The 14326-nt window shown below is 38.4% G+C and carries 15 protein-coding genes and 1 riboswitch; of the genes, 12 read left to right on the forward strand and 3 right to left on the reverse strand.

The genetic code is table 11. The features are described 5' to 3' along the window. The first annotated feature begins 950 nt into the window (after positions 1-950). Positions 951-1034, forward strand: a riboswitch (ZMP/ZTP riboswitch). A 32-nt stretch (positions 1035-1066) separates the two neighbouring features. Both NST02_RS11635 and NST02_RS11640 read left to right on the forward strand, forming a co-directional pair. Continuing rightward, positions 1067-1915 carry a bifunctional 5,10-methylenetetrahydrofolate dehydrogenase/5,10-methenyltetrahydrofolate cyclohydrolase gene (locus NST02_RS11635; RefSeq protein WP_095306381.1) on the forward strand — a complete coding sequence of 283 codons (849 nt, stop codon included), beginning with the start codon at positions 1067-1069 and terminating at the stop codon, positions 1913-1915. A gap of 124 nt (positions 1916-2039) precedes the next feature. Further along, positions 2040-2240, forward strand: coding sequence for a cold-shock protein (locus NST02_RS11640; protein ID WP_095306380.1), 201 nt, complete (start codon positions 2040-2042; stop codon positions 2238-2240). Between the two features lie 51 nt (positions 2241-2291). Here the strand turns inward: NST02_RS11640 and NST02_RS11645 are convergent, their stop codons facing one another. Continuing rightward, on the reverse strand, positions 2292-2525 hold the full coding sequence (locus tag NST02_RS11645; RefSeq protein WP_095306379.1) for a YueH family protein: 234 nt from the start codon (positions 2523-2525) through the stop codon (positions 2292-2294). A gap of 214 nt (positions 2526-2739) precedes the next feature. On the opposite strand from NST02_RS11645, the gene NST02_RS11650 reads away from it, so the two are divergent. Further along, the gene (locus tag NST02_RS11650; protein WP_095306378.1) at positions 2740-3129 is read left to right on the forward strand and encodes a cytosolic protein; all 390 of its coding nucleotides are present in this window, start codon (positions 2740-2742) and stop codon (positions 3127-3129) included. A 16-nt stretch (positions 3130-3145) separates the two neighbouring features. Here NST02_RS11650 and NST02_RS11655 read toward each other — a convergent pair whose 3' ends face one another. Both NST02_RS11655 and NST02_RS11660 read right to left on the reverse strand, forming a co-directional pair. Beyond that, entirely contained in the window at positions 3146-3505 is a 360-nt protein-coding gene (locus NST02_RS11655) for a DUF6509 family protein (protein ID WP_235879426.1), read from the reverse strand. A gap of 79 nt (positions 3506-3584) precedes the next feature. Next, positions 3585-4208: a LysE family transporter gene (locus tag NST02_RS11660; RefSeq protein WP_095306377.1), complete on the reverse strand. Its 624-nt coding sequence runs from the start codon at positions 4206-4208 to the stop codon at positions 3585-3587. 312 nt (positions 4209-4520) lie between these two features. Between NST02_RS11660 and NST02_RS11665 the strand changes: the two genes are divergently transcribed. The 9 genes from NST02_RS11665 to NST02_RS11705 all read left to right on the forward strand — a co-directional run bounded on the left by NST02_RS11665 (position 4521) and on the right by NST02_RS11705 (position 14267). After that, a complete protein-coding gene (locus NST02_RS11665) occupies positions 4521-4721 on the forward strand; it encodes a cold-shock protein (protein WP_095306376.1) in 201 nt (66 codons plus the stop codon). A gap of 311 nt (positions 4722-5032) precedes the next feature. Then, complete coding sequence (locus NST02_RS11670; RefSeq protein WP_095306375.1) at positions 5033-5314, forward strand: hypothetical protein; 282 nt, start codon at positions 5033-5035, stop codon at positions 5312-5314. Between the two features lie 77 nt (positions 5315-5391). Beyond that, entirely contained in the window at positions 5392-6240 is an 849-nt protein-coding gene (locus tag NST02_RS11675) for a metallophosphoesterase (RefSeq protein ID WP_095306374.1), read from the forward strand. 488 nt (positions 6241-6728) lie between these two features. After that, positions 6729-8528, forward strand: coding sequence for a sigma-54-dependent Fis family transcriptional regulator (locus tag NST02_RS11680; RefSeq protein WP_095306373.1), 1800 nt, complete (start codon positions 6729-6731; stop codon positions 8526-8528). Between the two features lie 151 nt (positions 8529-8679). Continuing rightward, positions 8680-10035 (forward strand): dihydrolipoyl dehydrogenase, encoded by a 1356-nt coding sequence (gene lpdA, locus NST02_RS11685; protein WP_340949055.1) that lies wholly within the window; start codon positions 8680-8682, stop codon positions 10033-10035. 279 nt (positions 10036-10314) lie between these two features. Next, a complete protein-coding gene (locus NST02_RS11690; protein WP_095306371.1) occupies positions 10315-11283 on the forward strand; it encodes a thiamine pyrophosphate-dependent dehydrogenase E1 component subunit alpha in 969 nt (322 codons plus the stop codon). Between the two features lie 15 nt (positions 11284-11298). After that, entirely contained in the window at positions 11299-12330 is a 1032-nt protein-coding gene (locus NST02_RS11695) for an alpha-ketoacid dehydrogenase subunit beta (protein ID WP_444544516.1), read from the forward strand. A 13-nt stretch (positions 12331-12343) separates the two neighbouring features. Further along, complete coding sequence (locus NST02_RS11700; RefSeq protein ID WP_095306369.1) at positions 12344-13537, forward strand: dihydrolipoamide acetyltransferase family protein; 1194 nt, start codon at positions 12344-12346, stop codon at positions 13535-13537. 388 nt (positions 13538-13925) lie between these two features. Continuing rightward, a complete protein-coding gene (locus NST02_RS11705; RefSeq protein ID WP_137743115.1) occupies positions 13926-14267 on the forward strand; it encodes a hypothetical protein in 342 nt (113 codons plus the stop codon). Positions 14268-14326: the final 59 nt, after the last annotated feature.

Genomic DNA, 14326 nt, shown 5'->3' on the forward strand with positions numbered 1-14326 from the left:
CTAGAATATAGTGTGATTGCACAGGTGAGAGCATTGCGAAAAAATCCTTTGTTTTCTCCTCATAGGGGGCATTCAGGTATAGTCTTTTTTATTGTTAAAGATTATGGTTTCCCACTAAATTATGAAAGGTTGACAAAAAATGTATATCATTATATGATGATGTTTAGATATATTTTAAGGTATTGAGTGAAAAGGTAATACGGATAAGTACTTTTCTTTTAGAAATGGAATTTCCTCAGTGGGTAAGAGATTTTATCCAATAAGTTTTTAAAGAAGAACATCGAACCTATGGCTGCAAGGTTACCCTCAAAACTCCCTTCTTTTTTAGCTTCGCTTCTTTCATTAAATTATCTACACTAAGTTGAGTCAAGTGTTATTTGATTGCTAAAATGGTCATTTCACTTGAAGTGTTATGAAGTGGATCCAACATGATTTTTTCATTATGATATTACCCATTGTTCAGAGAAAAAATGGACAGATTTAGGAGATGTGAAATTGAATACTATTATCTTTGCATTTGAACTTTTGAAATCCTAATTCTTAAAGGCGCGGTCAAGGAACCGTATTGATGAAAGAGAGGCAGGGCTTTCGTTGTTTTAGGTCAAAGCTTTTGTTAAACCTATGGCTGCTAGTTGTGAGACAAAAAGTAGTTCAGATATACATGATGATTCAGAAACTATCATTAAAAAGGTTAATCTGGATCGTCAGATAGAACCTTAAATATATCATTCAAGACAACAACGAAGCGTTGTTGTCTTTTCTAATTTTTTCGATGATGTTGGCAGATAATATGCTTAGAAGATGAGTACATTTTTCCGCTAAGTAACATTTAAAGAATGTTAATGTTATTAACCGAACATTATAATGAGAACTTCATTGTAATATATGTGTTTTCTGCTATAATAAAGGGGGATTTAGGTGCATTATCTTCATGAACTTGTTTTTTTCTTAAAAATCGTAGTGACTGACGACAAAGGTGGAATCAACCACAAGGAAGCTACGTCTATGTATAGCCGGTCGTCTGGGCAATAAATTACATAATCTTTATCTCAGAGGAGGTATATACATGGATGAAAAATTGATTTTAGACGGACAAAAAGTTGCAAACGATGTGAAAGAAGGGCTTAAACCTAGAATTGCTGTATTAAAGGAAGATGGTATTATCCCCAGCTTGGCGACCATATTAGTTGGGGATGATCCGTCTTCTGCTACATATGTAAGAATGAAAGGAAACGCATGTGAGCGATTAGGTATTCACTCACAAAGAATCCACCTTCCGAAAGAAACCACCACGGATGAATTACTTCAGACGATACATGAACTAAATAATGATCCGACTGTTCATGGAATTCTGCTGCAGCATCCTGTGCCGTCACATATAGATGAAAGAGCAGCGTTTGAAGCCATCGCTCTTGAAAAAGACGTAGATGGAGTGACGAGCTGGGGCTATGGACAAACAGCGTTAGGTTTTGGGCTCTATCCATCCTGCACCCCTGCAGCTATCGTTCGAATTATGAAATATTATAATATTGAGGCAGAGGGCAAACATGCTGTTGTCGTAGGAAGAAGCCCGATCCTAGGGAAGCCAGTTTCTGCGCTGCTTCTGAATATGAATGCAACTGTGACCACCTGTCATTCTCGTACAGTCAATTTGCCGGAAATTGTTAAGCAAGCTGATATTGTCGTTGCTGCCGTCGGTAAACCTGAATTTATTAAAGGGAATTGGTTAAAAGAGGGCGCGGTTGTATTGGATGCAGGTTATAACCCTGGTAATGTTGGTGATGTAGAATATGAATCTTGTTATCAGAAATCCTCAGCGATTACACCAGTTCCAGGCGGCGTGGGCCCTGTTACGATTTCAATGCTGTTAAAGCATACAGTTGATGCAGCTGAAAAGTTATTAGAGGCAAAATAAAGATTCCTCCATTTTTTTGGATAAAAATATATAAAATATGGATTTAAAATCTAATTTTTAGGCAAACTATAGATGTGATACGTTAGTTATCATCAAATGCTTTTGAATTTTTAGGAGGATTAGAATGGCAACTGGTAAAGTAAAATGGTTTAACTCAGAAAAGGGCTTTGGATTTATCGAAGTTGAAGGTGGAGAAGATGTATTCGTTCATTACTCTGCTATCCAAAGTGAAGGGTTTAAAACCCTAGAAGAGGGTCAAGAGGTTACTTTCGACATTGAAGAAGGTCAACGCGGACCACAAGCTGTTAACGTTACTAAAGCGTAACAGTCAAATATGAGGGGAGTCCATTAGTGTGGACTCCTTTTAAAATTGTTCTCACATTTCTCTCGTCCATTGTGTGATTTTTTTACTGATTTCATTCGCTCGCTCCACGTCTACTGTTTGTAATAATGTGCTGTGAATTTTTTCTTCAACTAAATCTTCGTCATATGTGAAGGAAATACTCCAATTGATTTCGGGTATCGCAACAAGAATGTATTCCTCTTTTTTATTTTCATAAATATAAACCTTTTGTGCTTCCCCGTTTACATAATTTTTTCTTATTTTCATAAAGCGATCACCTCATTTGTTTTTATTATGTAGGTTTGTACATATTAACAAAAGTATAAATCAGCCTTTTTATTCTGTCATTGGAGAATAATAAAATATAGGAGTGAGACTTTTGAAATATTTATGGGGAGTAATTGGAATCCTAGTAGTATTAGGGAGTGGATATTTATTCTCCACACATATATAGAGTATTCTCAAGAATAGGAGTGAATCAATGAAAACATTTACTGTGCAATTTCATAAAGAAGATCAAGTGGATGCGATGACTGTCCAGAAGCTATCAGAATCTGATTTTTCAAAGGTGACAGAAGGAGGAACGCGGCATTTATTTGAACTTGATACAAATATAGGCTTTTTTGTTTATTTTGATGCAGTCGATAAAGACGGAAAAGAATCCTATTTAGTTCTCCATTATGAGGACGAGTACGAAGAGCCAAGTGGCTGTTATGGATTTCAATTAAAGGATTTTTATCAATTTGTAGCTTTACATTTAAATGATCTGGAATTTCAGGATGAAGCTGAAGAAGAAGAAGATTATGGTCCCATCCACCATCTTGCACATCTTATGTACCATATTATTGATGAAGCAAATAAAGAAGAATAGGGAGCTTTGCTGCTCTCTATTCTTTTGCGTTTTGATATTCTTTTGCTTGCTCGATGCAGTACGCTTCAATTAACTGTTCCTCATCCTCGTCTAGTTCAAAATCAAGAATACGGTCAGTAATGGCCTCAATAATGTGATAATGAGAAAGATGATACCCTTTTTCATCTTCAATTAATAAAACTTTAATTTTTAATCCCTTTTCTGAGAAGAGTTCATCATCTTCTGGTATTTCTATATGTAAAAAAAGTTCATAGCGGTTTCCTGATAAAATACCAAACGGATCCTCTACCAGTTCAATTGTGTGTGATTTAATCTCCATCTTTTGTTCAATCCTCTCAATATTAGCGTCGCTTTCGACGTTTGTCATACCTTTCATATTTTACCCTACTATTTGACAGAGTAAAACTGAAAAGGCTTAAATCACCTCATTTTACTGTTATCAAGGTGAATGGAAGCTAAAAAAGGATTTTGAATGCTTCAAAACCAAAGTATAGCCCGAATCCGATGAGCGAAATGGAAGAAATAACAGCAATTAATGTCAGTGTTTTTGTAGATAATAGTTTTTTGGCGCTGCTGGCGACAAGCGCCATTGTAATATCCCAAATAACAAGCCCTAATATAATCGCACTGCTGTAAATCAAAAGATCTTCAGAGGCATATAAGGCTGCTGTTTTTGCCAAAACAGAACCGTAAATTCCTAACCAAAAAAGGATTGTTAACGGGTTGGAGATAGACATTAGAAAGCCTGTAAAAAAAGATTTCCATAGTGATTCACTTTCTCTTTGCTGAGAAAGATGAATCTTTCCTGCGTTTGCTAAACCCTCGATTCCGGTATAAATGAGGACGAAAAAACCAAATGACCACAAAAAGGCTTTCACTATTGGTATTTGAATAAAGTGTCCAACACCCAAGAACACTGTCATCATATATACGATGTCCGCTAAAACAGAACCAATTCCCAATATCCATGCATTTAAAAATCCATGCTTAATTCCTTTTTCCATTTGTGCAGCATTTACAGGTCCGATTGGGGCTGCTAGTGATAATCCGAGGAAAATATAGCTAATAAAAATCGTCATTAGTTGCTACCTCCTATGCGAGTTTTAGAGAGAAACGCTTGTACTCATTTTATTCAGGCTAGAAGGCATGTACGACAATAAAATTATTTTTTGTGTAAAAAATTTTTTACCATCTCATTACGATTTAAAGACTATACAGATTGAAAAAAATATGTTATCATGGTATTAAATGTTGCATTTTATTTTTATTTCATTTATTATGAAAAGTTATCTTATTTTTTAACTTTTTGTAATGGTGTTTTTTTATTTTGCGATAACTTTTCCCTTTGCTTTCTTTAAAAGGGATCTACCCTAATTTTAGGAGTGAGATGAATGAGCTTTGGTAGAAGAAATCAAGAGGAAATAGTTACTGAAGAAACAAAAATATGGGTTTGCAAGGCTGATGATTGTAAGTGTTGGGTACGTGATAATTTTAAGAGCAGCGCGGTCCCGACTTGTCCTATTTGCAAGAGTGACATGGAACAAACTACTCGTGTTCTAGAGGTTATCAACAACCCTGGGAAGCATTCTTAATTAAATTTATATGAATGGGAGCACTATTCTGTCGAGAATGGTGCTTTTTCTGTTGCTGGGGCATGTCTAGAGCAGTTAGCCAAGGCTTCATAAGATAGTTTTTCTTCCTCCGCTAAGGGCACCATGAGCTTCTTTCTTTATCGTTTGCTCCGCTCTTAAGAATGAGGGAAAATTCCATGGCTGTAAAGGTTTCTTGTGTTTCATTCATTTTTTGAAGGATTTATAGGGGTTTGCCATCCATTTTTGGACAATTGCAGTTAAAAAAAGGTATAGTTTTATAAAAGAAATTTATGACGAAAGTGGGAAGAAAGGTGAAAAGAATCATTTCTCATCCTTATGTTAGGGTAGAGAGAGCTATTGAAAATAACGAACAAATAACAAAGGAATATCGAGAACACCTTCACCTATATGAGGATAGAATTATTACCCGAGAACATGTCTTTCTTGTAAATGATGTACATGATATGTCTTTTAGGCTTTTTTCTTCTGCTGCAGGCATGCTGTATTTACATACTAATCAAGGAGTGTTTTCATACACCGTTCCAAAAGATCCGGTTTATTTTATTGAAGAATATAAAAAACTGAAAGGTTAGCACCATTTATTCCATCAATTACTAGCAAATTTCTCTCTTCTTTCATGTATAATTTGTTGAAGGAAGGGAGAGAGGTAATGAAGCTTCTATTTCTGTCAGTCTTGCTAGTTATGATCATTTTTTATATGTATAAAGCCTATCAAAATACAAAAGATGTCGCTGTTAAAAAGATGAACATCGCTTTTGGAATCGAGCGAAGTCCGGTGCTCAGAGTGTTACATCTTTCTGATTTGCATTTGGAAAATATATCAATTTCTCCTGAGGAGCTTTATCAGAAGGTTAAAGAAGAACGGTATGACCTGATCGCTCTTACAGGTGATTTTTTAGATCGAAAATGGACGATTCCGAAGCTAATCCCTTATTTGCATGTATTAAATATATTGAATCCTAAATATGGAATTTTTGCTGTGCTAGGAAATCATGATTATGTGTTAAAGGGTGAAAATTTGCATGCTTTAGTCGATACACTTGAACAATTTCATTGCCGTGTATTAAGAAATGAACATGTTGAAGTGCTTGTGGATGGTCGCAGAGTTAATATAATTGGAATTGATGATTATAGTACGAAACGCAGTGATTTAGAGACTTCTTATCGTGGGGTGAAGCCAGGCTATAATCTAGTATTGACCCATGATCCCAATATTGTCCTTCAAATGAAGCAGTATCATTTTGATTATTTGTTGGCTGGTCATTTTCATGGGGGACAAATTTGTTATCCGAAAGCTTATCATCTTATCAAAATGGGTAAACTGGTTCGGATGAATATGATAAAAGGATTACAGATGTATGATAATAAGCCTTTTTACATTAGTGAAGGGCTCGGGCAGACAGGAGTAAATATTCGAATTGGAAGTCGTCCTGAAATAACGATCCATGAATGTACTTTAACAAATGAAACGTCAATACCAAACTATTCTGCGGTGTAAACCGTCATACTGGGACTGTTGACAAACTGATAGGAAATTAGTAAACCTGTGTAGAATTTATTTTGTACAGGTTTTTTTATTTGGGATTCAAATGATGGGTATGAAGGTGATTATCAAAGTAAAATGACGTTTATTAAGGTAAGTGGGAGGAACCCTTTCCAACATTTTAATATGGTTGAAAAAAAAGCCAAGAAAATAGGCAAAGAGCAAAAACAATCTAGTACAAATTTGCTCAGAAATAAAGAAGAGTAAGTATGAAAAGCAAATGGGAAGGTAGTCACAGATCCATTCCCATTTTGTCACCTACCCCATTCACTCCTTTTTTACTTCCAGCAACTTCAACATTAATTTTTCCGATAGAACCAAGTTTTATAATAATGGAAAATTTCAGATAAATATGGATTAGCAGATGGCTGATCTTGTAGAATAGTAATGATAAAGAAATTTTGCCTTTGAAACACAGCATTACCGCACAAGGGGGAAGTGCAATGGATTTAAAGGAACATATTTGGAAAAGTTTTGTAGCCGATGGCTCGGTCGATCTAAAAATCCTTCCTAATAATGTAGCGCACTCATGGCTGCGTTGCCGCGATCAAAATGTTGATCCATATAGAAGAAGGAGTTTTACGATTATCTCGAAATCAAAACTAAAGGAAAAGCAACAAAAAAATAAGCGCATTATTGAGCTTGTTGAGAAGGAGCTTAAAAAGTATCACCAATATTTTCAATTGAAGATGCCGATCTTCATTTTAACAGATGTTGATGGTTACATTATTTGGCGTGATGGGTATGAGGGAACAAAAAGCTTGGCGAATGAAATTTCTTTTGCTGAGGGCAATCGCTGGCATGAAGACGATGTCGGCACAAACGCGATTTCTCTTGCTTTGCAAACTGGTGACGTGACGACCTTGCGCGGCTACGAGCATTACGCCATTTCCTCGCATGAGTGGGAATGCACAGCGGCTCCGATTCATAATGAATTTGGAGATATTTGTGCTGTGATTGACATTTCCTCGCATTTAAACAATTCAGCAACACAGGTGGAAGTTCATTTATTTTTGCAGTTATTAGCGAATACCATTTCGGAGAAGCTGTATAATGACTATTTAACGATTCATAGGCAGCTCCTCGACTATGCATATAAAATGACACGCCCAGGCATTGTCTGCAATGAACACGAGCAAATTATAACGATTTCAAAGGAGCTCATGCTCGATGAGGATGAATGGGCTGGACGTAATATACAGGAACTGCTTACTTCGCAATTTATTCATGAATTACCCGAAATCATTATGTTTGATGGGCGGCTGATTGGTTATTATTATCCAATTTTACAAGCACCGCAGAAGCGAAAAAATTACTATTATTCTGGAGTCCCTTCAAAAAATGTAGATTACCTTCATTTTATGAGTCAAGTAGTAAAGGCAGCAGCAAGTATGTTGCCGATTCATATTCATGGTGAATCAGGCAGCGGGAAAGAAGTAATTGCTGAAACGATTCATAAAAATAGTCCTGCTTCAAGCGGCCCGTTGGTTGCCATTAACTGCGGCGCAATCAGTGAAAACTTATTGGAGAGTGAACTTTTTGGCTTTGCGCCCGGTGCGTTTACCGGTGCAAGTAATAAAGGTTACCAAGGGAAAATTTTGCAGGCACATGAGGGCACATTGTTTTTCGATGAGGTCGATTGCATGTCATTGCGGATGCAGGCAGCCCTTCTACGTGTACTTGAAGAAAAAAAAGTGACACCGCTCGGTAGCACAAAGGCAAAGAATGTATCGTTTCGAATCGTAACCGCAAGCAATAGGAATTTAAAAGAGCTAGTTCAAGAGAACAAATTCCGGCTCGATTTATTTTATCGACTATATGTCTGTCCCCTCAATATCCCTCCGCTTCGGGAGCGCAAGGAGGATATTTATGCACTAATGCAAGATTATTGCGACAAGCGACAATGGCATCCACATTGGATGAGCACTGCATACAAGGTAGCGAAAGAGTATAACTGGTATGGTAACATTCGTGAACTGAACAATTTCTTAGAACGATTGTATTTGTATTATGAGCAGGACACACCAACAATTTCAAACATTCAGGAATTAATCGAAATTGGCTCCGTTTTCAGTGAAACAGGTGAGTGCTTGCAACATCATATAGTACCTGTTTCTCATGAGCAGCAAGAGATTGAAGAAGTACTAGAACGCCATCAATACAATATTTCACGAACCTCAGAGGAGCTTGGCATTGCTAGAAGCACCCTTTACCGTAAGATGAAAAAGTACAACTTAAAATGATCATACTACAAAACGCTACAAACTGTTGCAAAGTTTGTAGCGTTTTTATATTATCCTCTCTTTAAAATGGCATTATTTCACCATTTTATATGTTGGCACGGAACTTGCTATAAATTATGGTGTAGGTTGAATAAAGAAGAATGGGGGGAAATTGGTGAAACAATTTGATTTAGTTGTTATCGGTGCTGGTCCTGGTGGCTACGTTTCAGCCATCAAAGCTGCTCAACTCGGTCAAAGTGTAGCGGTAGTCGAGCGCGAACAAATCGGCGGTGCCTGTTTAAACGTTGGCTGTATTCCATCAAAGGCCTATTTGAAGCACGCAGAGTGGTTGTTATCGATAAGAGAAGCCAATCAATTTGGTATTCAAAGTTCGGTAGAAGTGATCGATTTTCCAAAACTCGTACGTCGAAAAGACAAGGTTGTAAGCGCACTGCAGGGTGGAATCAATCATTTATTTAAACAAAATGAAATCGCTTACTTTAAAGGTGAAGCGAGCATTGCAGGAAAAACGGTAACGGTTAATAACGAGAGCATAAGGGCTAAAAATATTTTACTGGCTACCGGCAGTAGTCCATTCGTGCCACCAATAGTAGGTATTGAAGAGGTTGAGTATTTAACTACAAATACTTTTTTCGAACTGAGAAAGCTACCAAAACAGCTTGTCATTATTGGTGGCGGTGTCATTGCGGTAGAGCTTGCCTTTGCAGTGGCCCCGCTTAATGTAAGTGTGACGATATTAGAGGTTGCTGAGGACATTTTATTAACAGAGGATCCGGAGGTAAGTGCAATTCTTAAAAAGAAGCTGCAACATTTAGGGATAGTTGTGGAAACAAAAGTGAATATTCAAAGGGTTACAAAGAATTCGGTAGAGCTACAGTCTGGTAAAACTATACCATTTGAAAAACTGCTTCTTGCGACAGGTCGAAAGGCAAACCTAGCGTTACCACGAGAGATTGGACTAACGCTTGATGAGACAGGACAATTCGTGAAAGTAAATAAACATTATGAAACATCACAAAAAGGCATTTACGCAATTGGTGACATGATCGGCGGCTATATGCTTGCTCATGCAGCAAGTGCAGAAGGATTAAAAGCAGTAGCGCATATGACGGGCATTCCGCAGGAACCACTGAACCAGGCAACCATTCCTCGATGTATTTACACCAATCCAGAGGTCGCAAGCTTTGGTCTTAGTGAAGCAGAAGCAAAGCGGAACGGCTATGATGTCAAAGTCAGCAAGCTCCCTTATAGCATGATGGGGAAGGCGATTGCAACAAATGAAACCGATGGTTTTGTCAAAATCATTTCTGAGAAAAAATACAATGAAATACTTGGTGCGGTTATTGTTGGCAGTCATGCAACAGAAACAATCCACACGCTTCTTGCGGTTAAGCAATCGGAGGGCCGCGTCAACGAACTGGCAAATCTGACATTTGCCCACCCTACTTTGTCTGAATTAACCGGTGAGGTGACTAATAGTCTCATTTCAAAGGCCATTCACAGCTAATAAAAAGACCTGCGGTATATCAAACACTAAATGATTCGCAAAATTTAGAAAAGTGGCAGCACGAAACTAAATTTGCAATAAAGTGTTAATTGCTGAATTTAAATAAGGTTTATTGGTGTTTAGGCTGACATATTCACGTTCCTTTTCAGCGTGTAAATTTAATCATTGTGCAGAGGCTCTCGGAGCATCAAAGTACGTTGCTTACTTGATTCAAAAATTAAAAGAAGTCTGGGCCACATGTACTTAGGCCCTAAACATATTATACGAGGAGGATTTATCATGCAAAACTTAGATATGAAGAAAGCCGCCTGGATTTATGAAAAAATGAATGATATTCGTAACTTTGAGGATGAAGTACATCGTATTTTTACAAGCGGTGAAATTCCTGGATTCGTCCATTTATATGCAGGTGAAGAAGCTGTTGCGACAGGCGTTTGCGCGCATTTAACAGATGCGGATTATATTACAAGTACACATCGCGGGCATGGGCACTGTATTGCAAAGGGATGCGATCTCAATGGCATGATGGCTGAAATTTACGGAAAGGAAACAGGTCTTTGCAAAGGAAAGGGTGGCTCTATGCACATCGCTGATATTGATAAAGGAATGCTCGGTGCCAATGGTATGGTTGGTGGTGGTTTTCCGATAGCAGTCGGGGCGGGTCTTCGCAACAAATATTTGAAAACAGATAACGTTGTTGTATGTTTCTTCGGTGATGGTGCAGCCAATGAAGGCACATTTCATGAAGGTATTAACTTAGCGGCGATTTGGAAGCTGCCTGTCATTTTCGTTTGTGAGAATAATTTATTCGCAGAAGCAACACCACAAAGCTACTCCTCAGCTTCTAAAACGATCGCACAGCGCAGTTTAGCGTACGATATTCCAGGTATTTCAGTTGATGGCATGGATTTAATGGAGGTTTATAAAACAGCTGGTGAAGCAATTGACCGTGCACGAAAAGGTGAAGGTCCAACGATTATTGAATGCTTAACTTACCGTAAATACGGTCATTTCGAAGGGGATGAGCAAAAATATAAAGCGAAAGAAGGACCTGAAAAAGAGCGGGCGGATTTAGATTGTATTCAGTTATTCCGTAAAGAGGCCATTGCCTTAAAGCTTTTAACAAAGGAGCAAGCCGATGAAATTGAAGCGAATTCGGTAAAGGCTATTGCGAAAGCGATTCAATTTGCGCAGGGAAGTCCAATTCCACGACCAGAGGCTTTGTACGAAGATGTATATGCAGACTAATAAAAGGAGTGAAGGATGATGACAAGAAAAATTACATTTATGAAGGCAATCAATGAGGCAATGGATCAATCAATGGAGCGCGATGAGCGTGTTATTTTACTCGGTGAGGACGTTGCAGGTGGTGCAACAATCGAACACTTAGGCAATGAAGGTGCTTGGGGCGGCGTATTTGGCGTCACAAAAGGCTTAGTAGAAAAGTATGGTCGTGAGCGCGTCATCGATACACCAATTTCTGAAATGGGTTACATGGGGGCTGCCGTAGGTGCGGCGGCAACTGGACTGCGCCCTGTACCAGAATTAATGTTCAATGACTTCATCGGCTTCTGCTTCGATACATTACTCGCGCAAGGTTCGAAAATGCGCTATATGTTTGGCGGTAAAGCAAAAATTCCACTGACCGTGCGTACGTGTCATGGTGCAGGTGCTTCGGCAGCTGCACAGCACTCCGGCTCCTACTACGGATTGCTTGGCTCAATTCCTGGTATTAAGGTTGTTGTCCCATCGAATCCATATGATGCAAAAGGTCTTTTAAATGCAGCAATCGAGGATGATAATATTGTGATGTTCTTTGAGGATAAAACATTATACGGTATTAAAGAAGAGGTGCCAGAAGAATATTACACTGTGGAAATCGGTAAAGCAAAGGTGAAGAAGGCCGGTTCTGATTTAACAATTGTTACAATAGGTAAAATGCTTTATGTTGCGCTTGAAGTTGCTGAAAAATTAGAAGCAGATGGTGTGGACGTTGAAGTTATTGACCTTGTAACAGTGGCTCCTTGGGATCAAGAGACGATTATAAATTCCGTAAAGAAAACGGGCCGCCTCATAATTATTGATGAAGCAAACCCGCATAATAACACGGCAACAGATATTTCTTCGGTCGTGGCAGATAAAGCATTCGATTACTTAGATGGCCCAATTAAATGTATATGCGCACCGAATACACCGGTGCCATTCGCCTCTAACTTAGAGCAGCTGTACATTCCAAATGCCGATAAAGTATTCGATTTAGCAGATGAACTGATTGCTGACTTAAAAAAATCATAAGGTGGTGATGACAGTGGCAACAAACATATTAATGCCAAAACTTGGTTTAACGATGACGGAAGGAACCGTCGAATCATGGTATAAAAAAGAAGGCGATGCCGTAAAAAAGGGTGACATTGTTTGCACAATTAGCTCCGAAAAACTAACGCATGATGTTGAGGCGCCGGAAGATGGCATCCTGCTAAAAATTTTTGTTGAGGAACTGGGGCAAATCCCTTGTAAAGAGCCAATCGGATGTATTGGTGAATTGAGTGAGAAGGTAGCGGAGGCATCTGCCCCTGCCAAAGAACCTGCACTTACTGAAGGTCAAATACAGCGAGAGGTACAAGTAACCGCTTCTCCCAGGAATAAAGAAGTTGAACGCATCTTTATTACGCCAATTGCGCGTAAAATTGCCGCAGAGCGAGGCATAGATTATTCAGAAATTACCGGTACTGGCGGCAATGGCCGCATAACTCGCCACGATGTTGAAAACTTTGTACTTACTGTGAAAGCTGCTTCTGCAGCAACCAATACTAATGCTGGTCAGGGCTTATCTGGTATGCGTAAAGTCATCGCGAAACGCATGCATAATAGTTTGCAGCAAACGGCGCAAGTGACATTGCACCGTAAAGCGAATGTTTCACCGTTGATGACATTCCGAACAGATATGAAGGCGAAGCTAGGTGATCGTCTTTCAGGTCAATTAAGCATCAACACGCTGCTAGCTCGTGCAGTTGTTCTCGCATTAAAAGATTTTCCGGAAATGAATGCCTCCTATGCCAATGGCGAGCATGTTGTTCACGAAGATATTCATATCGGCATGGCTGTTGCCGTTGATGAAGGTTTAATCGTTCCCGTCGTGAAAGACGCAGCGAACAAAACATTAACGAAACTTGCAGAAAATATAACAACTCTGATAAGTGGTGCACGAAGCCATACACTGAGCAGCGATTTACTTACAGGTTCGACCTTTACGATTTCAAACTTAGGGTATGCAGGAATCGAATATTTTACACCAATTTTAAATACGCCGGAAATCGGTATTTTAGGTGTCGGTGCCATCGACCGCAAGCTTGCCTTCAGTGGCAATAAGGAAATTGTTGAACAGCAAGAGCTTCCACTAAGCTTAACATTCGATCATCAAGTAGTGGATGGCGCCCTAGCAGCAGAATTCTTACAGTGCATTTGCACATACTTAGAAAACCCTTATTTATTACTTTTTTAGAACATTTAAAGGAAAGAAGGCAACCTTTTTAACCAAATGCCTTTTCACTAATCAACTGCTTTAACTGATTCATACACAAAGCCAATGTATAAAATGCTTCGGTCAGAAAGCATAACAATATATTATACACATTTCATTGAAACCATGAGACATCTGGAATCAGATGTTTTCATGGTTTTTTAATTGAAAGTTACCAAATTCTTGATTCAAACGTTTATTTATTTTGTTAGATTATCAATACTGTGCTCCAAAGTTTATCTGTTAATAATGGTAAAAAGAGATAACGTCTAATGTACATAAAAACATTGTCGATTATTCATTCTATAACAGAGAGAATTGATTTTCTCTCGATGAGGTTCTTCTTTTCCCATTTTAAGGAGGAAGATTTATGAATACAAAGCCATTTAGCAAGTTTTTTTCAAGAATGGGTCAGAAAAATGTCATTCGATCATTCATAAAGCCAAGAAACAGAAATAGAAGTGGCTGGATTTTTTTAGCGCTTAGTGGAGCTGCTGCATTTGCAACCGTAATGTTTCGTAGAAACAATACAGAAATGAACGGAGGAAAGGTGGAATCTTTTAAACAAGGCATGAAAAAAATGTCATTTCCACCGCTGAAGCAAATGTTGACGGCGGAGTTTGCTGAAGAGTTCATTAAGAAAAACAGCACTTCGTCAACATCGAATCCCTACTCCGGTACAAAAGAGGATAATCAGAAAAACGAAAGCTAAAACCGATTGCTTTAGCGTTGGTTAAGAGGGTCAATTTCATATAACAGGAGGATTCTATT

Source organism: Robertmurraya sp. FSL W8-0741 (assembly GCF_038004005.1).
GTDB classification, from domain to species: domain Bacteria; phylum Bacillota; class Bacilli; order Bacillales; family Cytobacillaceae; genus Robertmurraya; species Robertmurraya siralis.